The 25,814-nt window shown below is 69.6% G+C and carries 23 protein-coding genes and 1 riboswitch; of the genes, 13 read left to right on the forward strand and 10 right to left on the reverse strand.

The features are described from left to right. The first annotated feature begins 447 nt into the window (after positions 1-447). The 5 genes from ACFY0T_RS29850 to ACFY0T_RS29870 all read left to right on the forward strand — a co-directional run bounded on the left by ACFY0T_RS29850 (position 448) and on the right by ACFY0T_RS29870 (position 4,989). The gene (locus ACFY0T_RS29850; protein ID WP_388877094.1) at positions 448-972 is read left to right on the forward strand and encodes a DUF1453 domain-containing protein; all 525 of its coding nucleotides are present in this window, start codon (positions 448-450) and stop codon (positions 970-972) included. Further along, entirely contained in the window at positions 969-2,120 is a 1,152-nt protein-coding gene (locus tag ACFY0T_RS29855) for a sensor histidine kinase (protein WP_388877097.1), read from the forward strand. Before ACFY0T_RS29850 ends, ACFY0T_RS29855 begins: the two co-directional genes overlap by 4 nt. Next, the gene (locus ACFY0T_RS29860) at positions 2,117-2,806 is read left to right on the forward strand and encodes a response regulator (RefSeq protein WP_388877100.1); all 690 of its coding nucleotides are present in this window, start codon (positions 2,117-2,119) and stop codon (positions 2,804-2,806) included. The genes ACFY0T_RS29855 and ACFY0T_RS29860 overlap by 4 nt, the downstream gene beginning before the upstream one ends. A gap of 105 nt (positions 2,807-2,911) precedes the next feature. Next, the gene (locus ACFY0T_RS29865; RefSeq protein ID WP_388877102.1) at positions 2,912-3,400 is read left to right on the forward strand and encodes a DUF485 domain-containing protein; all 489 of its coding nucleotides are present in this window, start codon (positions 2,912-2,914) and stop codon (positions 3,398-3,400) included. After that, positions 3,397-4,989 (forward strand): cation acetate symporter, encoded by a 1,593-nt coding sequence (locus tag ACFY0T_RS29870; protein ID WP_388877105.1) that lies wholly within the window; start codon positions 3,397-3,399, stop codon positions 4,987-4,989. Before ACFY0T_RS29865 ends, ACFY0T_RS29870 begins: the two co-directional genes overlap by 4 nt. A 73-nt stretch (positions 4,990-5,062) precedes the next feature. Here the strand turns inward: ACFY0T_RS29870 and ACFY0T_RS29875 are convergent, their stop codons facing one another. After that, entirely contained in the window at positions 5,063-5,755 is a 693-nt protein-coding gene (locus ACFY0T_RS29875) for a response regulator (protein ID WP_388877107.1), read from the reverse strand. A gap of 162 nt (positions 5,756-5,917) precedes the next feature. Here ACFY0T_RS29875 and ACFY0T_RS29880 point away from each other — a divergent pair, with 162 nt between their 5' ends. From ACFY0T_RS29880 to ACFY0T_RS29890, 3 genes are read left to right on the forward strand one after another with little or no spacing between them, the layout of a single operon-like run. Continuing rightward, positions 5,918-6,733 carry an ABC transporter ATP-binding protein gene (locus ACFY0T_RS29880; protein ID WP_388877110.1) on the forward strand — a complete coding sequence of 272 codons (816 nt, stop codon included), beginning with the start codon at positions 5,918-5,920 and terminating at the stop codon, positions 6,731-6,733. Continuing rightward, a complete protein-coding gene (locus ACFY0T_RS29885; protein ID WP_388877114.1) occupies positions 6,723-7,598 on the forward strand; it encodes an ABC transporter permease in 876 nt (291 codons plus the stop codon). Before ACFY0T_RS29880 ends, ACFY0T_RS29885 begins: the two co-directional genes overlap by 11 nt. 48 nt (positions 7,599-7,646) lie before the next feature. Then, a complete protein-coding gene (locus ACFY0T_RS29890) occupies positions 7,647-8,711 on the forward strand; it encodes an ABC transporter substrate-binding protein (RefSeq protein WP_388877117.1) in 1,065 nt (354 codons plus the stop codon). Between the two features lie 51 nt (positions 8,712-8,762). On the opposite strand, the gene ACFY0T_RS29895 is transcribed toward ACFY0T_RS29890, so the two are convergent. The 4 genes from ACFY0T_RS29895 to ACFY0T_RS29910 form a co-directional block, all read right to left on the reverse strand. After that, positions 8,763-9,443 (reverse strand): response regulator, encoded by a 681-nt coding sequence (locus ACFY0T_RS29895; protein WP_388877120.1) that lies wholly within the window; start codon positions 9,441-9,443, stop codon positions 8,763-8,765. Next, entirely contained in the window at positions 9,440-11,209 is a 1,770-nt protein-coding gene (locus ACFY0T_RS29900) for an ATP-binding protein (RefSeq protein WP_388877122.1), read from the reverse strand. The genes ACFY0T_RS29895 and ACFY0T_RS29900 overlap by 4 nt, the downstream gene beginning before the upstream one ends. A 214-nt stretch (positions 11,210-11,423) precedes the next feature. Next, the gene (locus tag ACFY0T_RS29905) at positions 11,424-12,368 is read right to left on the reverse strand and encodes a sucrase ferredoxin (protein WP_388877125.1); all 945 of its coding nucleotides are present in this window, start codon (positions 12,366-12,368) and stop codon (positions 11,424-11,426) included. Between the two features lie 172 nt (positions 12,369-12,540). Then, positions 12,541-13,800: a citrate/2-methylcitrate synthase gene (locus tag ACFY0T_RS29910; RefSeq protein WP_388877128.1), complete on the reverse strand. Its 1,260-nt coding sequence runs from the start codon at positions 13,798-13,800 to the stop codon at positions 12,541-12,543. Between the two features lie 97 nt (positions 13,801-13,897). On the opposite strand from ACFY0T_RS29910, the gene ACFY0T_RS29915 reads away from it, so the two are divergent. Continuing rightward, entirely contained in the window at positions 13,898-15,064 is a 1,167-nt protein-coding gene (locus ACFY0T_RS29915; protein ID WP_388877131.1) for a citrate synthase, read from the forward strand. Positions 15,065-15,112: 48 nt separating this feature from the next. Here ACFY0T_RS29915 and ACFY0T_RS29920 read toward each other — a convergent pair whose 3' ends face one another. The 4 genes from ACFY0T_RS29920 to ACFY0T_RS29935 form a co-directional block, all read right to left on the reverse strand. Next, complete coding sequence (locus tag ACFY0T_RS29920) at positions 15,113-15,712, reverse strand: DUF6082 family protein (RefSeq protein ID WP_388877134.1); 600 nt, start codon at positions 15,710-15,712, stop codon at positions 15,113-15,115. 204 nt (positions 15,713-15,916) lie between these two features. Continuing rightward, positions 15,917-16,153: a hypothetical protein gene (locus tag ACFY0T_RS29925; protein ID WP_388877137.1), complete on the reverse strand. Its 237-nt coding sequence runs from the start codon at positions 16,151-16,153 to the stop codon at positions 15,917-15,919. 470 nt (positions 16,154-16,623) lie between these two features. Further along, on the reverse strand, positions 16,624-16,860 hold the full coding sequence (locus ACFY0T_RS29930; RefSeq protein WP_388877140.1) for a hypothetical protein: 237 nt from the start codon (positions 16,858-16,860) through the stop codon (positions 16,624-16,626). Between the two features lie 133 nt (positions 16,861-16,993). Further along, positions 16,994-17,518, reverse strand: coding sequence for a DUF6082 family protein (locus ACFY0T_RS29935; protein ID WP_388877143.1), 525 nt, complete (start codon positions 17,516-17,518; stop codon positions 16,994-16,996). Between the two features lie 439 nt (positions 17,519-17,957). On the opposite strand from ACFY0T_RS29935, the gene ACFY0T_RS29940 reads away from it, so the two are divergent. Continuing rightward, on the forward strand, positions 17,958-19,040 hold the full coding sequence (locus ACFY0T_RS29940; RefSeq protein WP_388877550.1) for a CobW family GTP-binding protein: 1,083 nt from the start codon (positions 17,958-17,960) through the stop codon (positions 19,038-19,040). A 1-nt stretch (position 19,041) separates the two neighbouring features. On the opposite strand, the gene ACFY0T_RS29945 is transcribed toward ACFY0T_RS29940, so the two are convergent. After that, the gene (locus ACFY0T_RS29945) at positions 19,042-21,510 is read right to left on the reverse strand and encodes a DNA topoisomerase (ATP-hydrolyzing) subunit A (protein ID WP_388877146.1); all 2,469 of its coding nucleotides are present in this window, start codon (positions 21,508-21,510) and stop codon (positions 19,042-19,044) included. A 258-nt stretch (positions 21,511-21,768) separates the two neighbouring features. Between ACFY0T_RS29945 and ACFY0T_RS29950 the strand changes: the two genes are divergently transcribed. The 3 genes from ACFY0T_RS29950 (at position 21,769) to ACFY0T_RS29960 (ending at position 25,679) form a co-directional block, all read left to right on the forward strand. Continuing rightward, positions 21,769-23,121, forward strand: coding sequence for a M16 family metallopeptidase (locus ACFY0T_RS29950; protein WP_388877150.1), 1,353 nt, complete (start codon positions 21,769-21,771; stop codon positions 23,119-23,121). Beyond that, entirely contained in the window at positions 23,118-24,506 is a 1,389-nt protein-coding gene (locus ACFY0T_RS29955) for a M16 family metallopeptidase (RefSeq protein ID WP_388877153.1), read from the forward strand. Before ACFY0T_RS29950 ends, ACFY0T_RS29955 begins: the two co-directional genes overlap by 4 nt. A gap of 235 nt (positions 24,507-24,741) precedes the next feature. Continuing rightward, a riboswitch (cyclic di-AMP (ydaO/yuaA leader) is annotated at positions 24,742-24,902 on the forward strand. Between the two features lie 12 nt (positions 24,903-24,914). Next, a complete protein-coding gene (locus ACFY0T_RS29960) occupies positions 24,915-25,679 on the forward strand; it encodes a M23 family metallopeptidase (RefSeq protein WP_388877156.1) in 765 nt (254 codons plus the stop codon). Positions 25,680-25,814: the final 135 nt, after the last annotated feature.

A 25,814-nucleotide genomic window follows, 5' to 3' on the forward strand; every position in this document is an offset into this window, starting at 1 on the left:
CGCCCCGTCGGCGGTTGCAGCTGGGCGTGGTGTCGTTGCTCGGCCTGGTGACCATCACGTGGCGACGGGGCATGTGATGTACCGGCACGGCCCCTTCCGTGCGTCGGCGACTGCGGGTGCGTCGGGGTGGGTGTGTGAGGGGCGGGGCGCCGCGATTGAGTTTTTGCCGTCCGGCGTTTGGGGACGAGCGTCGGCGGCGCGATGCGGGGGCTGGGGGCGGAGCCCCAGGGACGGGAAGGGTAGGGGCGGACGGGGGCGAAAGAATGGCCCAGCCACCTGGCGATGGTGTTCGTGAGGGTCTCCACCCGTGGGTGGAGGCTCGGGCGGGGATGGATCCACCCGCGATCCACCCTGGCTCCGATCTGCTGACCAGGCAATTTCCGTAGCGTCGAAGGCGCCGACAGTTTTCGCTGCCGGTTCCGCTCTTCCTCGCCCACGGAGGCCGTGATGTTCGGGCTCGTCAATGCTTTGGTGATCTGCGCCGTTGTTGTTCTGGTGATCGCGCGCCAGTTCGGTACGCGCAGAATCAGTACGGACAGGCGTTGGTGGATCGTGGCCGCCGTCCTGGTCTTCATGGCGCTGCGAGAGCCCGGGGTGATCGACCCCCACCATCACGCGGAGGCGATCCTCCTGCTCGGTGTGGAGCTGTTCATAGGCCTGGCCACCGGGGCCGGCTGGGCGTGGACCACGCGGATATGGACGGAGCAGGACGGCTCGGTGTGGAGCAAGAGCACCAAGGCCAGCGTGGCCGTCTGGATCGTGGGCAGCGGGCTGCGCTTGGGCCTGTTCGGCATAGGTGCTCTGTTCGGCGTGCACCAGGACTCCTCCGCGCTGTTGCTCGGGCTCGCCGCGACCCTGCTGGTCCGCTCCGGGCTCCTGATCTGGAGGTCTCAGTCCCTGCACCCGGTCTACGCGCAGGGTCCGGCGTACGGTGACGGCGTGGCTCAGGCCTCGTGGAAGGAGCGCGTGTGACGGAGAACGCCTGGAGGCGCTGGCCCTCCCGCGAGGCACTCTCCCGAGCAGGTGTGCCCAGGGCGCGGCGCGCGCTCGCCTGGACCACGCGGGCCATTGCCCTCGCCACGCTCATCGCGACGACCTTCACGAGCAGCGACCTGCACGGTTGGGGTACCGCGGCGGGCGTTGTGGGAGTCCTCGTGTGTGCGGTCATCGCGTGGGGCTTCTGGCGGACCACACTCGAACATCGCCTGCTGCCCTCCCTGGGGCTGCTCGCGCTGCTCCTCGTGCTCGCGACGGTGGGGCAGGGGCTGGGCTTCCGGGTACCGGCTCTGGTCCTGTGGTGCGGTTGCGCCATCAGCGCCATCGAACGGCTGCCGCTCGCGGCCGCCCTGCCCGTCACCTCCGTGGCGCTGAGCGCGTATGCGGCCGTCAACAACGATGTCTGGCTGACCACCGTGGCCACGACGGCGGGGCTCGTCCTGGGCGGATACGTGCTGCGCCTGGACGCGGAGGCTCGCGGCAGTGCCCAGCGGCTGCTCGCACAGGAGCGTGCGGCGCGTGCGGCCGAGGCGGAGTCGGCGGCGCTGGCGGAGCGGGCCAGGATCGCGCGGGAGATCCACGATGTGCTGGCCCACAGTCTCTCGGCGCAGCTCGTGCACCTGGAGGCGGCCCGGCTGCTCATCGAGCGGGGCGCGGACAGGGAGACGGTCCTGGAACGGGTCGTGGCGGCACGGGGGATGGCCCGCGAGGGGCTCGCGGAGACGCGACAGGCGCTGTCCGCGCTGAGGGGCGAGATGTCCCCGCTGGAGGACTTCCTCAGCGAACTCGTCGCCTCGGCCGGCGGCGCCGACGTCACCGTGACGGGCGAACGGCAGGCGCTGCCCGCCGAGGCCTCACAGGCGGTGCGCAGAGTCGCGCAGGAGGCTCTGACGAACGCGCGCAAGCATGCTCCGGGCGCCAAGGTCCATGTACGTCTGGACTACGGCGAGCACGAAGTGACGCTGGACGTACGGGACTCGGGCGGGGCGCCGGGCGAGCTCAGCGACTCGGGAGCCGGGTACGGTCTGCTGGGCATGCGGGAGCGTGCCGAGCTGCTGGGTGGCTCGTTGGAGGCCGGGCCGGACGAGGAGGGGTTCGTGGTGACGTTGAAGGTGCCCGTATGACGGAGAGGGAGGAGGCGGGCAGGAAGTCGGCGCGGGTCGTGGTGGCGGACGACCAGACCGTGGTGCGCGAGGGCATTGTGATGCTGCTGGGACTGTTGCCCGGGATCGAGGTCGTCGGAGCGGCCGGGGACGGGGACGAGGCCGTGGCGCTTGTCGCCGAACTCGCTCCGGACGTCGTGCTGATGGACCTGCGCATGCCTCGCTGCGACGGTGTCGAGGCGACACGGCGTATCCGCGCCGAGCACCCCGGGACGCAGGTGGTCGTGCTCACGACGTACGCGGACGACGAGTCGCTGTTTCCCGCGCTCAGAGCGGGGGCCCGTGGCTATCTCACCAAGGACGCGGGGGGTGACGAGATCGTACGGGCTGTGGAGAGCGTGTTGTCCGGGGATGCGGGGCTCTCGCCGAGTATCCAACGGCGGCTGCTGGAGCGGCTGTCGGAGCCGGAACCGGAGCCCGCCCCGTTCGCGGAGGCGCCGGACGGGCTCACCGCGCGGGAGACCGAGGTACTTCTGCTGATCGCGGAAGGGCTCAGCAATCAGGAGATCGCCCGCAAGCTGCATGTCTCCACGGCCACCGTGAAGACCCACATCAACAACCTCTTCGCCAAGACGGGACTCAAGGACCGAGCTCAGGCTGTCCGTTATGCCTATGGGAAGGGTCTCGTACGGCCACCGGTGGACTGAGTCACCTGATGGGGTGAAGAGCGCGGAGAGAAGAGTCCAGGATCTTCCCGATCTGTCCATCCTTGGGCACGCGGCCGAAAACGGACCGCGGACAAGGAGAGTTCGGTGGAGAAGCACGACGGCGGCGACACCGGAGAGGTCCGGTTCGACGACCCCTGGTACGACGCGCTCGCCTCCGGCTGGGGTGAGTTGGACGGCACGGGTGCGCCCGCTCCCGCCGTGCCGACCGCGCGCGCGGAGCACGAAGGGCGGACGGGCGGGACGGCCGACGTCTATCTGGAGGTGCAGCGCAGCGCGGCCTTCCAGGAAGTGCGCAGCCGGTACCGGAGGTTCGTGGTCCCGGGTGCCGCCATGTTCTTCACCTGGTACGTGGGCTATGTGGTGACCGCGACGACGGCGCCCGGGTTCATGGCCCGGCCCGTCGCCGGTGCGGTGAACGTGGCGCTGCTCGCGGGACTCGGGCAGTTCCTCACGACGTTCCTGTTCACCTGGGCGTATGCGCGGCATGCGCGGCTGCGCAGGGACCGGGCCGCGCTCGATCTGCGCTGGGACACCCAGGAGCTGACGCGGAACGTCAGAGGTGGTGAGCGGTGACCGGCAATCATCAGACGCTGGCGCTGCTGCTGTTCAGCGCGTTTGTGGCGGTGACGTTGGCGATCACGACATGGGTGAGTCGGAACCGGCATGGTTCGGCGGAGGAGTTCTATGCCGGCGGACGGCTGTTCTCGCCGATGGAGAATGGTTTTGCCATCTCCGGCGACTACATGTCGGCGGCGTCCTTCCTGGGGGTCACGGGACTGATCTCGCTGTACGGCTACGACGGGTTGTTGTATGTCGTGGGGTTCCTCGTGGCCTGGCTCGTGGTGCTGTTCCTGGTGGCCGAACTGGTGCGCAACTGCGGGCGGTTCACCCTCGCCGACGTGCTCGCGGCCCGGATGAGCGAGCGGCCGGTGCGGATCGCGGCGGGAACTTCCTCGGTGACCGTGTCCGTTCTGTATCTGGTGGCGCAGATGGTGGGAGCGGGCAGCCTGGTCGCGCTGCTGCTGGGAGGCACGAGCGAGGCGGCGCAAGCGTGGACCGTCATCGGCGTCGGTGCGCTCATGGTGATCTATGTGTCGCTGGGAGGGATGCGGGCCACCACCTGGATTCAGATCGTCAAGGCAGTCCTGTTGCTGAGCGGGGCCATCGCGCTGACCGTGCTCGTCCTGGTGCGCTTTCATGGGGACATCAACCAGTTGCTGCGTTCGGCGGCGGAGCGCAGCGGGCACGGTGACGCCTTCCTGGCGCCCGGGCTGAAGTACGGCGGGGACTGGACGGCGCGCTTCGACTTCATCAGCCTGGGCCTCGCGCTGGTGCTGGGCACGGCCGGGCTGCCGCACATCCTGTCGCGGTTCTACACCGTGCCGACCGCACGGGCCGCGCGGCGCTCGGTGATCTGGTCGATCGGGCTCATCGGGGGCTTTTATCTGATGACGATCGTGCTGGGCTTCGGCGCGGCCGCGATCGTCGGTCCAGAGGCGGTGCGCGGGTCGAACGCGGCCGGGAACACGGCGGTTCCGCTGCTGGCGCTCGATCTGGGCGGCGGTGCGAACTCAACGGGAGGAACGGTTCTCTTTGCGATCGTCGCCGCCGTCGCCTTCGCCACCATCCTGGCGGTGGTCGCCGGAATCACGCTGGCGTCGTCGGCGTCCGTGGCCCACGACCTGTACGCGTCGTTGCGCCGTCGGCACGCGAAGCCGCGCAGCGAGGTGGCGGTGGCCCGGGCTGCGGCCGTCGGGATCGGTGTCGTCGCGATCGCTCTTGGGCTGCTCGCCCGCGATCTCAACGTGGCCTTCCTGGTGGGCCTCGCCTTCGCGGTCGCCGCGTCCGCGAATTTGCCGGTGCTGCTGTACTCGCTGTTCTGGCGGTCCTTCACGACGCGCGGCGCGATGTGGGCCGTATACGGCGGCCTGGTGCCCGCACTGCTGCTGGTGCTGCTGTCGCCGGTGGTGTCAGGGAGCCCAGAGTCGCTGTTCCCGGGCGTGGACTTCCAGTACTTCCCGCTGCAGAACCCGGGTCTCGTCTCGATCCCCCTCGGCTTCCTCGCGGGCTGGCTCGGCACGGTCACCTCGGCGGAGCAGCCAAACGAGGCCAAGCACGCCGAGACCGAGGTGCGCGCGCTCACCGGAGCCGGGGCCGTCTGAGGGCGCCACCCGGGGCGTACGCGGCGAACGCGGGAAGCCCCCATCGGCGTATGCCAGGGACGTACGCCCGGGCCTAAGGCGCCACCCATGCGTACCGATGCTCCGGCCGCCCCGTGTCTCCGTACTTGAGCGAGAGCCGCAGGCGTCCGGCCTGTTCGAGGTGGCGCAGATAGCGCTGGGCGGTGGATCGGCTGAGGCCGGTCTCGGCGGCGACCTCGTGGGCCGACAGCGGGTGGCTCGCGCGGTGCAGTACGTCGCAGATGAGGTCCGTGGTCGGCTCCGAGTGGCCGCTGGGCAGCCCGGGCGACGAGGGCGCGGACGTGGTGCGCAGGGCGCCGAAGATCCGGTCGACCTGCTCCTGGCCCGCGAGGCCGCGGCCGCCCACCCGGTCGACGGTGCGGCGCAGTGCGGCGTACGAGTCGAGGCGGGTGCGCAGGGCGGCGAAGGTGAACGGCTTGACCAGATAGTGCAGGGCTCCCAGGCGCATCGCCGCCTGCACGGTGACCACGTCACTGGCCGCCGTGATCATGATGACGTCGGTGCCGTGGCCGCGTTCGCGCATCCGGTGGACCAGTTCGAGGCCCGTCTGGTCGGGCAGATAGTGGTCGAGCAGCACCAGGTCGATGGGCGCGCGCTCGATGGCGGCCAGGGCCTGGGCAGCACTGTGCGCGCGGGCGGCCACCCGGAAGCCGGGAACCTTTCCCACGTACTTGGCGTTGATCTCGGCGACGCGGAAATCGTCGTCCACGACCAGGACGTCAATCATCGGGCCTCTTTCCCTCAAGGCCTTGGCGAGCGTTAAGCCCGTGTTTCGGCTCCGCTGTTGTAGCGCGAGCAAAACGAGCACAACAGGCTGTTGCAAGCAAAAGAACTCCATGCGCCCAGAAGACTGATGCTGTGGCTCGCGCCACACCTACCGTCCCGGGCCATGAGCGCAGACACCAGCCCCGCCATCGAGCTGCGGGGCGCGAGCAAGATCTTCAAGACCCCGTCAGGGGGTCTGCACACGGCGGTCAGGGAACTGGACCTGACCATCGGACGCGGCGAGTTCGTGGCCGTCGTCGGTCCCACCGGCTGTGGGAAGTCGACCACGCTGACCCTGGTGAGCGGTCTCGAGGAGCCCACCGAGGGCGAGGTTCTGGTCGCGGGTGAGCCGGTCTCCGGCGTCGGCGACAAGGTTGGTTTCGTCTTCCAGCAGGACGCCACGTTCCCCTGGCGCACGGTCCTGTCCAACGTGATGGCGGGGCCCCGCTTCCGCGGTGTGCCCAAGGCGGAGGCGAGGCGGCGGGCGCGTGAATGGCTCGCCCGGGTCGGGCTCGCGGCCTTCGAGGACCGCTATCCGCACCAGCTCTCCGGTGGCCAGCGCAAGCGCGTCGCCCTCGCCGCGACCTTCGTCAACGACCCCGAGATCCTGCTGATGGACGAGCCCTTCTCGGCGCTCGACGTGCAGACCAGGGCGCTGATGTCGGACGAGCTGCTCGAACTGTGGGAAGGCACGGGCGCCTCGGTCGTCTTCGTCACCCACGACCTGGAGGAGTCCATCGCGCTCGCCGACAAGGTCGTCGTGATGACCGCGGGCCCCGCCACCGTGAAGCAGGTCTTCGACATCGATCTGCCGCGGCCGCGCAAGGTCGAATCGGTGCGCCTGGAGCCACGGTTCATCGAGATCTACCGCGAGATCTGGGAGTCCCTCGGCGAAGAGGTCCGCATCACCCGTGAGAGGGGTGCGGCCCATGTCGCCTGACGTCATGCCCGAGGCCGTTGTCGCCGTGACGGTGACCGAGCCCGGCAAACCGGGGCGTGCGCACTCCCGTGCCCGTGCCACTCGCAGACGCAAGATGGTCGTGGCCGCCGCCCGCGCACTGCTCCTGGTCGCCGTGCTCGGCCTGTGGGAGGTGTTCTCGCGAACCAAGGTCATCGACCCGTTCAACTTCTCGATGCCGTCGAAGATCTGGGATCAGATCTACACGTGGGTGACGCACGGCACCGCGCTCGGCTCTCTCGGCGAGCAGATCTGGTTCACGCTCCACGAAGCGCTGCTCGGCTGGGTCATCGGTGTGGTCGCCGGTGTGGTCTTCGGCATCGCGTTGGGGCGGATCGCCTTCCTCGCCGATGTCTTTGGTCCATACATCAAGGTGCTCAACTCAATACCCCGGATCGTCCTCGCGCCCATCTTCGTGATCTGGTTCGGGCTCGGACCGGCGTCCAAGGTCGCGTCGGCCGTGGTGCTCGTCTTCTTCCCGGTCTTCTTCAACGCCTTCCAGGGCGCCCGGGAGGTCGACCGCAACCTGGTGGCCAACGCCAGGATCCTCGGCGCCAGCGACCGCAGGGTGACGCTTCAGGTCGTCATCCCGTCCGCCACTTCGTGGATCTTCACCAGCCTCCACGTCAGCTTCGGCTTCGCGCTCATCGGCGCCATCGTCGGCGAGTACATCGGCGCCACCAAGGGCATCGGCCTGCTCGTCGCACAGTCGCAGGGCACCTTCAACGCGGCCGGTGTGTACGCCGCCATGGTCATCCTCGCGGTCGTCGCCCTGCTGGCCGAGGGACTGCTGACCTTCGCCGAGCGCCGCATCTTCCGGTGGAAGCCGTCGGACTCCGACCGCTGACCCAGCCGTACGCACCAACCCTCTTCTCTCACAAGGACGTGACCCACCATGCGCAAGACCGCCAGATACTCCGCGCTGGCAGCCGCCGGTCTGCTCGCCCTCACCTCGCTCACCGCCTGCGCCAATGACGCGGCCAGTACGACGGCCGACTCCGGAAGCAATGGGGGTGGCGGCAAGGGCGAACACGTCAAGATCATGGTCGGTGGCCTGGACAAGGTCATCTACCTGCCCGCGATGCTCACGCAGCGGCTCGGCTACTTCAAGGACGAGGGTTTGGATGTCCAACTCCTGAGTGAGCCGGCCGGCGTTCAGGCCGAGACCGCCCTCGTCTCCGGACAGGTGCAAGGAGCCGTCGGCTTCTACGACCACACCCTGGACCTGCAGACAAAGGGCAAGTCGGTGGAGTCCGTCGTGCAGTTCTCGCACGCGCCCGGCGAGGTGGAGATCGTCTCCAACAAGCGGGCCGACGACATCACGTCGCCCAAGGACTTCAAGGGCAAGAAGCTCGGCATCACCGGCCTCGGCTCGTCGACCGACTTCCTCACGAAGTACCTGGCGGTCAAGAACGGTGTGAACGTCAGCGAGTTCACGCCGGTCGCCGTCGGCGCCGGACCGACGTTCATTTCCGCCCTCCAGAAGGGTGCCATCGACGGCGGCATGACGACGGACCCGACCGTCGCCACGGTCATGCAGAAGAACCTCGGCAAGGTGCTCATCGACATGCGTACGCCGCAGGGGTCGCAGAAGGCGCTCGGCGGGCCGTACCCCTCGTCCAGCCTCTACATGCAGACGGACTGGGTGAACAGCCACAAGGAGACGGTCCAGAAGCTGGCCAACGCCTTCGTGAAGACCCTCAAGTGGATGTCCACGCACAGCGCCGCCGACATCGCCGACAAGATGCCCGCCGACTACTCCCAGGGCAACAAGACGCTCTACGCCGGGGCGATCCAGAGCACGCTGCCGATGTTCACCAAGGACGGCGTGATGCCCGCGGACGGTCCCGAGACCGTCGAGAAGGTCCTCAAGGCGTTCAACCCCAACATCAAGAACGCCAAGGTGGATCTGAGCAAGACGTACACCACGGAGTTCGTGAAGAAGGCCGTCACAGGTTGATCAGGTGAGGGAGGCCGGTCACGGTCGCTTCCCCCCTTCTCGGCCGTGCCCTCAGGCGCGGGTCGCCCAGACGTAGCGATGCTCCGGGCGGCCCGCGTCGCCGTATTTGAGGGTCAGCCTGGCCCTCCCCGTGCGCTCCAGGAGCTTCAGATAGCGCTGTGCGGTCTGCCGGCTCAGCCCGGTCTCCTCCGCGACCTCCTGGGCCGACAGCGGGCCCTCGGCGTTCACCAGGGCGCGGCGCACCAGCTCCGCGGTGGTGGGGGAGTGGCCCTTCGGCAGATCCGGCTCCGCGGTCGCCGACAGGGCGCCAAAGATCCGGTCCACCTCGGACTGTTCGGCCTCGCCGCCGCCGTCGAGGGTGCGGCGCAGATCCGCGTACGCCTCCAGCTTGGCGCGCAGGCCCGCGAAGGCGAAGGGCTTGACCAGGTACTGGAGCGCGCCCTGCCGCATCGCCGCCTGGACGGTCGAGATGTCACGGGCCGCGGTCACCATGATCACGTCGGTCTGGTGGCCGCGACGGCGCATCTCCTGGACGACGGCGAGTCCCGTCTCGTCCGGCAGATAGTGGTCCATGAGGACCAGGTCCAGGTGGGGCAGCGCCTCCATCCGGTGCAGCGCCTCGGCCGCGCTGTGCGCCTCGCCCGCGACATGGAAGCCCGGAACCTTCTCCACATAGGCGGCGTTGACCCGCGCGACACGGGTGTCGTCGTCCACGACCAGGACCTCGATCATCGCGACTCCTCCTTGGCGTCCGTGGCGTCCTTGACGTCCAGGGCGGTGGCAGCGGCCTCCGCAGAGGGGGACGGCGTCGGCACGAGCCGCGGTCCGGGCTCTGCCGCAAGGCCCGCATCCAGTGTCGTCGCAACCTCAGGCTCCGGCGCGAGCCCCGGCTCCGTGAGCGCCTCCGGCAGGACGATTGTGAACTCCGCGCCCCCGCCGTCCGCCTCGGCCACCTCGGCGCTGCCGCCCTGCCGCTCGGCGAGCCGGCGCACCAAGGAGAGGCCGATTCCGCGCTTTCCGTGCGCCGGGGGCTTCTTGGTGGTCCATCCGTCGGTGAAGATCAGCTCTCGCCGCTCCTCCGGGATGCCGGGCCCGGTGTCCCGTACCCGCAGTACGGCGGTACGCCCCTCGGCGCGCAATTCGACCTCCACGCGCGCGTGGGGCGTCCCGGCGACGGCGTCGAACGCGTTGTCGACGAGATTCCCGACGACGGTCACCAGCCCCCGTGGGTCGATCAACCGATCCGGCAGCAGGGTCTGGTCCGAGATCCACAGGGCCACACCGCGCTCGGCCGCGACGGTCGCCTTGCCGACCAGCAGGGCGGCGAGCAGCGGATCGTGGATCTTCTCGGTGACCTGTTCCGCGGTGACCCTGTGGTCGCCGACCACCTCTCCTACGAACTCCACGGCGTCGTCGTACATCTCCAGTTCGAGCAAACCCAGGAGCGTGTGCATGCGGTTGGCGTGCTCGTGGTCCTGGGCGCGCAGCGCGTCGATCAGACCGCGCGTGGAGTCGAGCTCGCGGCCGAGCTGCTCCAGCTCCGTGCGGTCGCGCAGGGTGGCGACGGCGCCGCCGTCGTCGGTGGGCATGCGGTTGGCGACCAGGACGCGCTGGCCGCGGACGGTGAGCAGGTCGGTTCCGGTGACGCGGCCGGCCAGCACATCGGTCGTACGTCCCGGACCGAGCGCGTCGTCGAGCGGCTGCCCGATGGCCTCGGCGTCGACGCCCAGCAGACGTTGCGCCTCGTCGTTCAGGAGCCGCACCCGGCCGCCGCGGTCCAGGGCGACGACGCCCTCCCGTATGCCGTGCAGCATCGCCTCGCGCTCCGCGAGCAGCGCGGAGATGTCGGAGAAGGCCAGGTCACGGGTCTGCCGCTGCACCCTTCGGGAGATCAGATACGCGGCCAGCGCACCGACGGCCATGGCCCCGCCGGCGTACGCGAACAGTCCTGGGATCGCGTCGATCAACCGGGCCCGCACACTGTCGTACTTGATGCCGACGGAGACCGCTCCGATGATCTTCCCGTCGGCGTCACGCAGCGGCACCTTGCCGCGTGCGGAGCGGCCCAGGGTGCCGGTGTCGATCTCCATGACGTTCTTGCCGGCCAGGGCCTGCTTCGGGGAGGTCGAGACGAGTTTGCCGATCTCCGTGGTGTCGGTGTGCGACCAGCGCACACCTTTCATGTTCATGACCACGACGTACTCGGCTCCGCTTGCCTTCCGTATCCGCTCCGCCTCGGCCTGCACGGGTCCGTCCGCGGACGGCCGAGTCGTCTGCAGGTCCTCGGCGATCTGCGGCTGGACCGACGTCGTCTGCGCGATCGCGAGAGCGCGGCGCATCGCCTGGTCGTCCAGCTGCGCGCTGAGCGGTGCGAGGAACAGCCCGGTGGCGAGCACGGCGACTCCCGCCGCGATCGCCACCTGCATCAGCAGCACCTGCGAGAACACCCGCCGCGGCAGACCGAGGCGCAGTCGTCGTGCGGGGGGAGTGGGGCTCATGCCTATGACGGTACGGGGGCGGGCGCGCCACGCCGTAGGGAGTGTGGCGTGGATCTCTTGATCGTCGGGTGGGGGAGCCCTGGAAGAGGTCAGAGGGACGCGTCGGCGCGTCAAGATCGGAGGCGCTTGTCAGTGGGTCACGGTCACTGGTTCGTGCGGGCGCCGTGTCGCAGGAATACCGGTATGGGGCCGCCGGGTGCGGGATCCGCTGCCGTCAGCAGGGCACGGCGAGAGCCGTCCGCGCCAGCTCCCGTACCGCCACCACGTCCATCCGGGCCGGCGACCCCAGTGCCGAACCGCAGCTCTCCGGGCGGGGCGGCAATGAGGCGCCCTGCGCGACGACGACGCGCCACAGGCGGCCGTCGCTGTGGGCGACGGTGACCTCCCAGCGCGGGGCGGCGCCATCCGTGCGGACCACGGTCAGGGCATCGGCGGCGTGCTCTCCCGTGGCCGTACGTACGGCCAGCTCTGCCGCCTGGCCCGGCCGCTCCCAGGCGGAGTTTCCCCGGCACCCCTCGGTGACCACACGCCCCTCCTGGACGCCCTGGAGGATCTCCTTGACGGCATGGGCCTCGGCGCGCCCGTACGCGTATCCGTACGGCAGGACGAGCAGCGTGGGTGAGAAGCGGTGACCGCCCAGGTGAGTGACCTCCCAGGTGCTCTCCACCCGGGAGGCGGCGAGCTCGGCCGCGAGGGGGCGTCCGAGCAGGGCGCAGCAGCGGTCGCGCTTGCCGTTGGTGCAGACGAGGGCGAGCGGGTCACCGGTATGGGGCCGACCCTGGAGAACCGCGTCGAAGGTATGCGGATCACCCATTCCGAGCGCGGCGAAGTCGAGGTTGAGCACCTGCTCGGGGTCGGACGTGATGGCGCTGTGCAGCCATACGTTTCCCGGAGTGGTGTGGGCCGCATACACATGGCGTTCGGCGGGCGTACCGCAGTCGGCGTGCCGTCCGGGGCGGCGGATGAGCGCGATCCGTACGCCGGTGCCCTCGGCTGCCGCTTCGAGGGCGCGGCCGAGCACGGGGTCCAGGTGGCTCGACGTGAGCGCCTTGGCACCCCAGGGCCCGGGCTGCTCGATCAGCAGCCATGTCCTCGCGGTGGCCGCGGTCCCCGCGAGGGGCTCGTCGAGGTGCCGCGACGCGGTCGTGCACGTACTCACGGAGGTGAGCCTAACCTGACTTGGGTCGGCGCGACTTCCAGCCGCGCATACGGGGGCGCGGTCGGGGCGCATTCGGCGCGCGTCAGGGCGTGCGGAAGCGTGTGGGCGAGCCCTCGGAGAGCGCCCAGCGTGTGCGGCGCCCAGCGTGTGCGCGCCCCGCGGGCGGACCGCGTCAGCCAGGCAGCGGCTGCGGTGGTCGCGCGCCCGCGTACTGGCCGCTCGGGCGCATGCGCAGCGGGCGCTCCTCGTACTCCTCCAAGGTGTGGGCGATCCAGCCCGCGGTACGGGCGATGGCGAAGACCGTCTCGCCCGCGGAGGACGGCATGCCGGAGGAGACGGTGAGCACGGCCAGGGCCAGGTCGACGTTGGCGTGCAGAGGCGTGTGGCGGGCGGTGGTGGTCACGATGTCGTGGGCCGCGGCCAGGGCGGGCGCCGCGCCGGGGACGTCCTCCAGGAGGGCGAACAGCGCACGCGCGCGTGGATCCTCGCCGGGGTAGAGCCGGTGGCCGAGCCCGGGGACCCGGCGCCCTGCGCGCAGCTCATCCGCGACCACGGGAGCCGCGGTGCCGCGGTCCAGCACGTCGAGGAGCAGCCGGTGCGCGAGACCGCTGGCCGCGCCGTGCAGCGGGCCTTCGAGCACGCCGAGGCCCGCCGACACGGCGGCGTACGCGTGGGCCCGGGCCGACGCGGCGACCCGGACGGCGAGCGTCGAGGCGGCCAGGTCGTGGTCGACGAGCAGTCCAAGTGCCGTGTCCAGCACGCGCAGTGACGCCTCGTCGGGCTTGCGGCCGGTGAGCCGTGGCCAGAGGCGGTGGGCCAGCGGGCCCTCGTCGCGGTGGTCGTGTCTCAGGGGCGGAAGCGCGGCGACGAGGGTGGGGATGAGGGTGCGTCCGGTGCCGAGGACGGCGTTCTCGGAGAGGTCGAAGCGCAGCGGGTCGGCGGCCCCCGCGGCGATCGCGGCGACGCGCAGCCGGTCCGTCGGGCCGCTGTGCTCGGGCAGCGCGTCGACGGCGCGGCGGGCGACGGCGACGGACGCCTCCGGGGCGGTGAACGTGACGCCGGGACGCAGCTCTCCGGTCCACAGCCATTCGGCGATCTCTTCGTAGGAGTACCGCGCGGCCAGCTCGGTCGCGTCGACGCCGCGGAAGTAGTACCGGTCCTTGTCGATCAGGGTGATGCGGGTGCGGACCGAGAGCTCGCCGCCGGTGCTCGAACTCCCGCCGGTCTCCCGCTTGTTGCGGTGTGCGAGCGCCTCCACCTCCTTGGCGTCGAACGTGCTCCCTCGCCCGCCGGGTTCACGCCGACTGCTGAGCTGGCCGCGGCTCACATACGCGTACACGGTCTCGGGCTTCACGCCGAGCAGCTCGGCGGTCTCCTTGGTGGTGAGCCGTCGGCCCTCGTGCCCTGGCGCTGCCGCTTCTCGATCCCTCATGGACGCCACCGTATCTGTGTATCCGCATATTGATTGAATCAATATTGACAGGAATTGAGTCAATCATAGACAGTCGAATCAAGTTCAGGGAGGAAACATGCCGATCAACCGGGCCGCGTCCACCTCTGTCGACGTACCGCGAGGGCTCGCGGGCGTCGTCGTCACCGACACCGAACTGGGTGACGTCAGGGGGCTGGAGGGCTTCTATCACTACCGCCAGTACTCGGCCGTCGAACTCGCGCAGACCCGTGGCTTCGAGGACGTCTGGCACCTGCTCGTCCACGGCGAACTGCCCGACGCGGCGCAGCGCGCCGCCTTCGTCGCACGGACCGCCGAGCTGCGCCGACTGCCGGACGACGTACGGGCCGCGCTGCCCGTGGTCGCGGCGGCGACGGGACTGTCAGGGCCGCTGGCCGGACTGCGCACCGCGCTGTCCCTGCTCGGCGCCTCGTTGGGGTTCCGGCCGGTGTACGACATCGACGTCGACCGGCGGCGGGCGGACACCCTCGCGGCGACCGCGGCCGTACCGACGTTGCTCACCGCGCTGTATCGGATCGGGCAGGGGCTGGAGCCGGTGGAGCCGCGCGAGGACCTCGGGCATGCCGCCAACTACCTCTACATGCTGACGGGTTCGGAACCGGATGCCGCGCGTGCCCGTGCGGTCGAGCAGTACTTGATATCGACCATTGACCATGGATTCAATGCATCAACGTTCACGGCGCGGGTGATCGCGTCGACGGGGGCGGACGTGGCGGCGTGCCTCGTGGGTGCGGTCGGTGCGCTCTCCGGGCCGCTCCACGGTGGCGCGCCCAGTCGTGCCCTGGACACCCTCGATGCGATCGGCACTCCCGAGCGCATCGATCCATGGATCCGTGAACGCGTTCTCGCGGGCGATCGCATCATGGGCTTCGGGCACCCCGTCTACCGCACGGAAGACCCCCGCTCGCGCATGCTCCGCGGCATCGCGCAACAGTTCGGCGGCCCGTTGGTCGACCTCGCCGTCGAGGTCGAACGCCAGGTGGAAGCGATCCTGGCCGAGCTCAAGCCCGGCCGCGAGCTGCACACGAACGTGGAGTTCTACGCGGGCGTGGTCATGGAACTCTGCGGCCTGCCCCGCGAGATGTTCACCCCCACCTTCGCCGCGGCCCGCGTCGTCGGCTGGAGCGCCAACATCCTGGAACAGGCGGAGGACTCGAAGATCATCCGACCGGCGGCTCGGTATGTGGGGCCGGGGGCCCCAGTGGCCGTGCCGGAGGTGGCCTGACCAGAGGGTGCGCGCCGTGGGCCCGGGAGGCCGACACCTGCCGCGCCCTCACGTGGAGGGCGGGTGCGCGCGGCGGTCCAGATCCGCGAGAGCCTGCTCGAAGAAGTGGAAAACGCGCCCTTCGTCGCTCTCACGCGGCAGCTGACTCTTACGGCCCTTGGTGGCCTCCCAGTAGCGGCGGAAGATGGGGCTGCGCAGCATGCTGTGGGCGTTGACCAGTAGCTCCGTCTCCGAAAAGCTTCCCCAGCTCTGGGCGAGCACGAAGTGATTGAAGGTTAAATTGGCGAAGAGCATCTGACGGCGCCCGGAGTCGGATTCGCCGGGGAAGACGTTCCAGACGTCGGCGAGTGCGCTGTCGGTCATGGCCATCTGCGTCAGCTGCATGTGCAGGCTTCGCATGTCGGAGGCGGCGCTCCGCCGCAACTCATCGCGGGATGCGGCGAGTTCCTCACGTTGTAGGGAGAGCTCCTGTCTCTGCAGCCGAAGTTCGTGCTGCTGGTACAGCAGTGCGACGACGAGCAGGAGCAGTGCGAGTCCGGAGAAGACGGCACTGACCCCGCCGAAGTACTGCCCGAGGGCGCTGCGCTCCGCGGCTGTCCGCCGGTCGGAGTTGAGCTGTTCGACTCCGTCTATGAGCCAGCCGCTCATGGCAACGGAAGCGGCTCCTACCAGGGCGATCCCAGCAGCCCCGGCGCTCAGCCACGCGAGTGACGAAATCACTGAGCGCCGTATCCGACCAGGCGTCATCCAGCCCTCCCCCCCTGCGGTCCCGCGTCATTGCTTCCCCCTGTGAGGGGTGGAAAACGGGAGCCTTGGAGCAAGGGGGTGCGGATCAGCCGATGCGCGCGGAGATTAGGCGTCCGGGATGTCGGCTTTGGCTCGAGTCAACGTCTCACGGCTGATGATGACGATGCGATCGCGGTCGGCGAGTGCACCATCGTCGGGCAGCTGGCCTCGGAGTTGGGCGGTGGCTTCGGTGCCGATGACGGCGAAGTTCCCGTCGCTGAGAAGGAAGATGTCGGGGCAGGTCTCGCCCAGGAGGCTGCCGCGTTCACGTGGAGATGCGCCTATACGATACACAATCTTCAAGGGTGTGCCTCTTCCTGTGAGTTGAAGCTGATTTGCGGTGGTGCAGATTAACGTATTGCGTTCTCGGACGCGGTCCGTTGCCGTGGGGGCTTCCGGCGATTGCGGACGTCGAGGTTCGCTTGCTCGAGAGGCATGGCTGACCTGCGAGCTTGTGCTGCTGCTGATGGCTTCACGAGGAGTGACATGGCGGCGCGGCGGCTCGCGCCGAACGAGGAGGAGGTGGGCGCCGCAGAGGCGGCGGCCCGGAGGCGCAGTGGTCCACGGCGACGTCGGTCGGTGGCGGCGTGCGCGGCGCCCCGGCGGCGTAGCACGTGAGGCCCGGAACCGGTCTGGCGCCGGGCCTGATGAAGTGTGCCGCCAAGCAAGGACCGGGTGATGCGCTGCTCGGTCGGGGTCGGCCCCGGCACGCAGATGGCGTGCGGTGGGGGCGTATCGCAGAGCGAACGGGGTGGACTCGCTGTCCGACGAGCTCAGGCGTCGGGAATTTCGGCCTTGGCGCGAACCAAGGTCTCCCGGCTGACGATGACGATGCGTTCGTAGGGGGCCCGTGCGGCGTCGGCGGGCAGTTCGTTGTCGAGCGTGGCGGTGGCTTCGGTCCCGATAACGGCGAAATTGCCGTCGCTGAGTTCGAAGATGTCGGGGCAGGTCTCGCCTGTCACGCTGCCGCGTTCACGGGGAGATGCACCGATGCGGCGCACAATCTTCAAAGGTGATCCCGGTCCTCAGAGCAGTAGGGGATGGGGGCGGGCTCAGATTACCTCCTGATGCCTGTGGTGCGATCGGAGAAGCTCTAGTCCAACTGGGCTTACTTCAAAGGAGGTTCGCTGACCGCCGCAGCGCTTAATCCGAGGGCAGTTCACCCACCACCCACCACTCTTCCGTGTCCGCATCTTCCAGATCGCGGACAAGACCATCCACCATTCGGCCCACACGCGCCTCGTCCGACGACTGGTCGAGGCTGTCCCGGTGGTGTCGGGTCGCCTCCCAGTAGTCGCGGAAGACCCCGCTCTGGCAGAGCACCCGAAGGTGGCCGTGCAGCTCGTGCCAGTTGACGTTGCCGGCGCGGTAGGTCTGCAGGGCATTCGTGTACAGGGCGTTGGCGAAGAGGTATTGGCGGCGCAGCCTGGTGTGCTCCTCCGCAGGCTCGCCGCTGAGATCGACGGTGCTCATCACGGCGGCCAGCTCAGGGTCGTCCATGGCCTTGCTCAACAGCTGGAAGTGCCTATGTTGCTGCTCCACCCGCAATCGCAGTTCGTTGTACTTGCGCTGCTGTGCGGTGAGGAGTGCGAGAGCTCCTGCCGTGAAGGCGAGTCCCGCCGCGGCGGCGGAACCCCACCCCCGTACCCCGAAATTCCGTGTGGCCATGTCAACCCCCGAATCAGGCGACCGTCCGCCGGTCGTCGGGTGCGGGGCGACAGGGAGCGGACCGGCGAGCGGTGGGCGGCGCGCTTGCCGTCTCCCAGTTTTGCCGAGCGGCTCTGATCGGCAGGGAGGCGGAGAGGAGGCGCACGGAGGGAAGTGCGGGTCGCGTTTCCCGGCGCCATGTCCAACGTGTGCCCCGCGAGCGCCGCTAACAATCGTTCACTTCGCGGCGATTCCTCCCGCTCGTATCCTGGGTCGGCATTGATTCCTCGTACGAGTGCCGGTGCGTGAGCCGCCTTCGTACGGGAGCCGGTCCGCGAGCCGGTGTACGCACTGGTGTGAAAGAGGTCGCCCGTTGAGCCAGCCCAGTCAGCAGCCGATCCCGATCGAGCAGCCCCTGATCGAGCAGCCCCTGATCGAGCAGCCCCTGATCGAGCAGCCCCTGATCGAGCAGAGCGCGGCCAAGCAGATCCCGGTCGTCGTCCTCGCCGGATTCCTGGGCTCCGGCAAGACCACCGTGCTGAACCATCTGCTGCACCGCAGCGGCGGCAGCCGGATCGGGGCCATCGTCAATGACTTCGGCGCGATCGAGATCGATGCCATGGCGGTGGCGGGAGCGCTGGGGGACTCCACCGTCTCCCTGGGGAACGGGTGCCTGTGCTGTGCCGTCGACGCCGGCGAACTCGATGCGTACCTGGAGCGGCTTGCTCAGCCCTCGGCCCGGATCGACGTCATCGTCATCGAGGCGAGTGGACTCGCCGAGCCCCAGGAGCTCGTACGGATGGTGCTCGCCAGCGAGCATCCGCGGATCGTGTACGGGGGGCTCGTGGAAGTGGTCGACGCCGCCGAGTTCGACGGCACGCGCGAGAACCATCCCGAGATCGACCGGCATCTCGCGCTCGCCGATCTCGTCGTCGTCAACAAGGTCGACCGGGCCGATGACGGCGAGCGTGTGCTCCGTGCCGTCCGGGAACTCGCTGATCGCGCCGCCGTCGTACCCGCCACCTACGGCCGCGTCGACCCCGAATTCCTCTTCGACTGCAGGCCGACCGAGGAGCGCATCGGGCAGCTGTCCTTCGACGACCTCCACCGGCAGGAGGAGGGCGGTCATGAGGTTCACCGTGACCATCTGCACTCCGCCTACGACACCCTCTCCTTCACCTCCGAAGTCCCGCTCGGCCCCCGGCGGTTGATGGACTTCCTCGACAGCAGGCCCGAGGGGCTCTACCGGATCAAGGGGTACGTCGATTTCGGCGTCCAGGACAGCGTCAACCGGTATGCCGTGCATGCCGTCGGGCGGTTCCTGCGCTTCTATCCGGAGCCCTGGTCCCGTGCCGAGGCGCGGCTCACTCAGCTCGTCCTCATCGGCTCCGGCATCGACACGGCGGCTTTGACCAAGGAGCTGGACGCGTGCAAAGAGGACGCCCCACACGCCGACGAACACAGCATGTGGGGCGTCCTCCGCTACGTACATGACGGCCACGCACAGGACGAGGAGCCCGAAGGTCTCGACGAGGCCGGCTGAGCTACACCGGGCCCGCCACCACCGACACGGTCTTCGCCAGGGACACGCCCGAGCCGTCGCGGCGCGGGTCGATCTCCGGCAGCTCGACGGGCGTGCCGTTCTTCTGCGCGGCCCGTGCCGGGACAGCGCCGGCCCAGGCCAGGGACAGGCAGTCCTCGCCCTTCAGGAACCGCTGGCAGCGCACGCCACCCGTGGCGCGGCCCTTGCGCGGGTACTGGTCGAAGGGGGTCAGCTTGGCCGTGGTCTGGACGGAGTCGTCCAGCGTGCCGCGCGAGCCCGCCACCGTGAACACCACCGCGTCCACCGCCGGGTCGACCGCGGTGAAGGAGATCACCTTCGCGCCGTCGGCGAGCTTGATGCCCGCCATGCCGCCCGCCGCGCGGCCCTGCGGGCGCACCTGCGAGGCCTGGTAGCGCAGCAGCTGGGCGTCGTCCGTGATGAAGACCAGGTCCTCCTCGCCGGTGCGCAGCTCGACCGCGCCGACGATCCGGTCGCCCTCCTTGAGGGTGATGACCTCCAGCTCCTCCTTGTTCGAGGGGTAGTCGGGCACCACACGCTTGACGACACCCTGCTCCGTGCCGAGCGCCAGGCCCGGCGACGACTCGTCGAGGGTGGTCAGGCAGACCACCGTCTCGTCCGCCTCCAGGGAGGACAGGAACTCCGAGATCGGCGCGCCCCCGGAGAGGTTGGGCCGCGCCGCCGTCTCCGGCAGCTGCGGGAGGTCGATCACGTTCAGCCGGAGCAGGCGGCCGGACGACGTGACCGCGCCGATCTCGCCCAGGGCTGTCGCGGGGACCGCGGAGACGATCACGTCGTGCTTGGTGCGCTTGGCCTCGTCGGCCTCGTCGGCCTCCTCGAACGGGTCACCGTTCGCCGTACGGGCCAGCAGGCCCGTCGAGGACAGCAGGACCCGGCACGGGTCGTCCGCCACCTGGAGCGAGACCGTCGCGGCGGGGGTGCCCGCGGACTCCAGGAGCACGGTGCGCCGGTCGGTGCCGAACTTCTTGGCCACCGCGGCCAGTTCGCCGGAGACGAGCTTGCGCAGCTCCGCGTCCGACTCCAGGATGCGGGTCAGCTCGTCGATCTCGCCGTTGAGCCGGTCGCGCTCCGACTCCAGCTCGATGCGGTCGAACCTGGTCAGGCGGCGCAGCGGCGTGTCCAGGATGTACTGCGTCTGGATCTCGCTCAGCGAGAAGCGCTCGATCAGGCGCTCCTTGGCCTGCGCCGAGTTGTCGCTGGAGCGGATGAGGCGGATGACCTCGTCGATGTCCAGGAGGGCGACGAGGAGGCCCTCGACCAGGTGCAGCCGGTCGCGCTTCTTGCCGCGGCGGAACTCGCTGCGGCGGCGCACGACGTCGAAGCGGTGGTCGAGGTAGACCTCGAGGAGCTCCTTGAGGCCCAGGGTGAGCGGCTGGCCGTCGACCAGCGCCACGTTGTTGATGCCGAAGGACTCCTCCATCGGCGTCAGCTTGTAGAGCTGCTCCAGGACCGCTTCCGGCACGAAGCCGTTCTTGATCTCGATGACCAGGCGCAGGCCGTGCGCACGGTCCGTGAGGTCCTTCACATCGGCGATGCCCTGCAGCTTCTTGGAGCCGACCAGGTCCTTGATCTTGGCGATCACCTTCTCCGGGCCGACAGTGAAGGGCAGTTCGGTGACGACCAGGCCCTTGCGGCGCGCCGTCACGTTCTCCACCGACACCGTGGCGCGGATCTTGAAGGTGCCGCGGCCCGTCTCGTACGCGTCCCTGATGCCGGAGAGGCCGACGATCCGGCCGCCGGTGGGCAGGTCGGGACCCGGGACGTGCTTCATCAGCGTCTCGAGGTCGGCGCCCGGGTAGCGGATGAGGTGGCGGGCGGCGGAGATGACCTCGCCGAGGTTGTGCGGCGGCATGTTGGTGGCCATGCCGACGGCGATGCCCTGCGAGCCGTTCACCAGCAGGTTCGGGTAGGCGGCCGGGAGGACGGACGGCTCCTGCTCCTGCCCGTCGTAGTTCGGCGTGAACTCGACCGTGTCCTCGTCGATGGACTCGGTCATCAGTGACGTGGCGTCGGCCATCCGGCACTCGGTGTAACGCATGGCGGCCGGCGGGTCGTCGTTGCCGAGCGAGCCGAAGTTGCCGTGGCCGTCGACCAGCGGCAGGCGCATCGAGAAGGGCTGCGCCATGCGCACCAGCGCGTCGTAGATCGACGCGTCGCCGTGCGGGTGGAGCTTACCCATGACCTCGCCGACGACGCGGGCGCACTTCACATAGCCGCGGTCGGGGCGCAGGCCCATCTCGTTCATCTGGTAGACGATGCGGCGGTGCACGGGCTTGAGGCCGTCGCGCGCGTCCGGCAGGGCTCGCGAGTAGATGACCGAGTACGCGTACTCGAGGAAGGAGCCCTGCATTTCGTCCACGACGTCGATGTCGAGGATCTTCTCCTCGTACGAGTCGTCGGGCGGCGGGGTCTTCGTGCTGCGGCGGGCCATCGCTGCTGCGGCTCCTTCACAGTCTCTGCCGGGGCATGAACGGGATCTGACGCGGTCCATTGTGGACCGCCCCACTGACAACGCGGACCGCGACCCATCCGTAGCGGGCCTCGGAGGGCCTCCTGGCACACGGCTGTGACCTACCCGAGTCTCGCTCTCGGCGTACGAGGTGCGGGAACTTCGCCACCTGTCGGCGCGCTTGCATACAGTGGCAGGACCGACAGGAACGACGCAGTTTCCGCGATCGAAGGGACGTACATGCCCATGGGTCACACGGCCACAGCTGAGGCAGGCTCCGGCGGCCTGACAGCGACCGAGCACCGCCTGGCCAACGGCCTGCGCGTGGTGCTCTCCGAGGACCACCTGACCCCGGTCGCGGCGGTGTGCCTCTGGTACGACGTCGGCTCGCGCCACGAGGTCAAGGGCCGTACCGGCCTGGCTCACCTTTTCGAGCACCTGATGTTCCAGGGCTCCGGCCAGGTGAAGGGCAACGGCCACTTCGAGCTGGTGCAGGGCGCGGGCGGTTCGCTCAATGGCACCACGAGCTTTGAGCGCACCAACTACTTCGAGACCATGCCCGCCCACCAGCTGGAGCTCGCGCTCTGGCTGGAGGCCGACCGCATGGGCTCGCTGCTCGCCGCGCTCGACGACGAGTCCATGGAGAACCAGCGGGACGTCGTGAAGAACGAGCGCCGGCAGCGCTACGACAACGTGCCCTACGGCACCGCGTTCGAGAAGCTGACCGGGCTGGCGTACCCCGAGGGCCACCCGTACCACCACACCCCGATCGGGTCGATGGCGGACCTGGACGCGGCGACCCTGGAAGACGCCCGCGCGTTCTTCCGTACGTACTACGCGCCGAACAACGCCGTCCTGTCGGTCGTCGGGGACATCGACCCCAAGCAGACGCTCGCCTGGATCGAGAAGTACTTCGGCTCCATCCCTGGGCACGACGGCAAGCCGGCCCCGCGCGACGGATCGCTGCCCGTCACCATCGGCGAGCAGCTGCGCGAGGTCGTCGAGGAGGAGGTCCCGGCGCGCGCCCTGATGGCCGCCTACCGGCTCCCGGAGGACGGCACGCGCGCGTGCGACGCGGCCGACCTGGCGCTCACCGTCCTCGGCGGCGGCGAGTCCTCCCGGCTCTACAACCGGCTCGTACGCCGCGACCGTACCGCCGTCGCGGCCGGGTTCGGCCTGCTGCGGCTCGCCGGGGCGCCCTCTCTGGGGTGGCTGGACGTGAAGACGTCCGGCGACGTCGAGGTCCCGGTCATCGAGGCCGCCGTCGACGAGGAGCTCGCCCGGTTCGCCCAGGAGGGCCCCACGGACGAGGAAATGGAGCGTGCCCAGGCCCAGTTGGAGCGCGAGTGGCTGGACCGGCTCGGCACCGTCGCGGGCCGCGCCGACGAACTGTGCCGGTACGCCGTCCTGTTCGGCGATCCGCAGCTCGCCCTGACCGCCGTGCAGCGCGTCCTCGCCGTCACCGCCGAGGAGGTCCAGGAGGTCGCCAAGTCCCGCCTGCGTCCCGACAACCGCGCGGTGCTCGTCTACGAGCCGATCGCCCCCGAGGACACCGACGCCGCTGAAGACACCGACGAGGAGGCGGCGAAGTGACCGAGCTCGCCAGCATGGACTTCCACCCGCAGCCCCAGGCCGGCGAGGCCAAGCCGTGGGCCTTCCCGTCGCCCGAGCGCGGCACGCTCGACAACGGCCTGACCGTCCTGCGCTGCCACCGCCCCGGCCAGCAGGTCGTCGCCGTCGAGGTGATCCTCTCCGCGCCGCTGGAGGCCGAGCCCGCGGGCCTCGACGGCATCGCCACGATCATGGCGCGTGCCTTCTCCGAGGGCACCGACAAGCACTCCGCCGAGGAGTTCGCCGCCGAGCTGGAGCGCTGCGGCGCCACCCTCGACTCGCACGCCGACCACCCCGGCGTACGCCTGTCGCTCGAAGTGCCCGTCTCGCGCCTGCCCAAGGCGCTCGGTCTGCTCGCCGACGCCCTGAGGGCACCGGCGTTCGCGGACAGCGAGGTCGAGCGCCTGGTCCGCAACCGCCTGGACGAGATCCCGCACGAGACGGCCAACCCGGCCCGCCGCGCCGCCAAGGAGCTCTCCAAGGAGCTGTTCCCGGCGACCTCGCGCATGTCGCGCCCGCGCCAGGGCACCGAGGAGACCGTCCAGAAGATCGACTCGGCGGCCGTACGGGCCTTCTACGAGAAGCACGTACGCCCCGCGACGGCCCACGCCGTCATCGTCGGTGACCTGACCGGCGTCGATGTCGACGCGCTGCTCGGCGACACGCTCGGCTCCTGGACCGGCTCGTCCGCAGAGCTGCGCCCCGTGCCGCCGGTGAGCGCCGACGACACCGGCCGGGTGATCATCGTGGACCGCCCCGGCGCCGTCCAGACGCAGCTGCTCATCGGCCGCGTCGGCGCGGACCGGCACGACCGCGTCTGGCCCGCCCAGGTGCTCGGCACGTACTGCCTCGGCGGCACCCTCACCTCGCGCCTGGACCGCGTCCTGCGCGAGGAAAAGGGCTACACCTACGGTGTGCGGGCCTTCGGTCAGGTGCTGCGCTCCGCGCCCGACGGCACGGGCGTCGCGATGCTCGCCATCAGCGGCTCGGTGGACACCCCGAACACCGGTCCGGCGCTCGACGACCTGTGGAAGGTGCTGCGCACCCTCGCCGCCGAGGGCCTGACGGATGCCGAGCGCGACGTCGCCGTACAGAACCTGGTGGGTGTGGCGCCCCTCAAGTTCGAGACCGCGGCGGCTGTCGCGAGCACGCTCGCCGACCAGGTCGAGCAGTACCTGCCGGACGACTACCAGGCGACGCTCTATCAGCAGCTGGCAGCGACCGGCACCGTGGAGGCCACCGCAGCCGCCGTGAACGCCTTCCCGATGGACCGTCTGGTGACCGTCCTGGTGGGTGACGCCGCGCAGATCGCGGAGCCCGTCAAGGAGCTCGGAATCGGTGAAGTGACCGTCGTCCGGGCCGAGTAGAGCGGCGCGACTCCCTGCGGACCCAGGTGGCTGAAGAGCCACCTGGGTCTTCTCTTGCCTGGACTTCGTCCCTTTTTCCCGGACTTCGTCCTCAAGTCGTCCGTATTGGTAGGGAGGTCGCCTGTCTGCCCTGTGGCATGCGCTACAAAAGCCGTGATCCGTTTGTTGATTGAAAGATGCCCCGTTTAGCGTCGGTCCGGCTGTCCGTCAGGCAGTGCGCCGCGCCCGCGGCACCGGACAGTCATCGCCGAGTCCCCGTACGGCGCGAGCCAGGGGAGCCGGGGACCCACACGCAGTCCCTGGGGTGAATCGGACGCCCTCCCAGGAGGGAGTCCGTAGGAGACCTTCCTGCTCCGAACCCGTCAGCTAACCCGGTAGGCGAGAAGGAAGGAAAGGATCAGCCCCTACATGGCGTTCACCTGTGGCACAGGGAAGCACCGTCGTCCGAGCCGCGTGAAGCGCACGACCACGAACGCCGTCGGCGTCGCGGCGCTCACCACCACCGGTGTCATCGGAACCCTGGCCGCTCCGGCGCTCGCCGCGGAGACCTCCGCCGAGCAGACCGGGCTGACCCCGGTCATCACCATCGGCGACACCCTCGCCGAGAAGATCGACGCGCAGGCCGCCGCGCAGCAGCACGCCGCCGACGAGGCCGCCGCGCAGAAGAAGGCCGAGGAGGCCGCCCGCAAGCGGGCCGCGGAGCAGGCCAAGGAGGCGCGCGAGGCCAAGGAGCGCGCCGCCCGCGAGGCCGAGCGCAAGCGCCTCAACTCCTTCGTCCTGCCGGTCACCGGCTCGTACATCTCCACCGGCTACAAGGCCGGCGGCAGCCTCTGGTCCTCCGGCAGCCACACCGGCGTCGACTTCCACGCCGCGTCCGGCACCTCGGTGCACGCCGTCGGCTCCGGGACGGTCGTCACGGCCGGCTGGGGCGGCGCCTACGGCAACCAGGTCGTCATCAAGATGCACGATGGCACGTACACGATGTACGGCCACCTGTCGTCCATCGGCGTCTCCGTGGGCCAGGTGGTCACCCCGGGCCAGCAGATAGGCCGCTCCGGGTCCACCGGCAACACCACCGGGCCGCACCTCCACTTCGAGGCTCGTACGACCGCGGAGTACGGCTCGGACATCGACCCCGTCGCGTATCTCCGCTCGCACGGCGTGAACGTCTGACGACCGCCGCACCGCCTCTTCACCACTTCCGACGCCCCGGCTCGCCGAGCCGGGGCATCGTCGTTTCGTGCGACCGTCTGTCCAAAAAATATCCATGGATTCCGGCCTGCCATCGGAAATTCCGGCTCCCTGCAA

Origin of the sequence: Streptomyces sp. NPDC001530 (assembly GCF_042894545.1) — a bacterium.
In the GTDB taxonomy this organism is placed as follows: Bacteria; Actinomycetota; Actinomycetes; order Streptomycetales; family Streptomycetaceae; genus Streptomyces.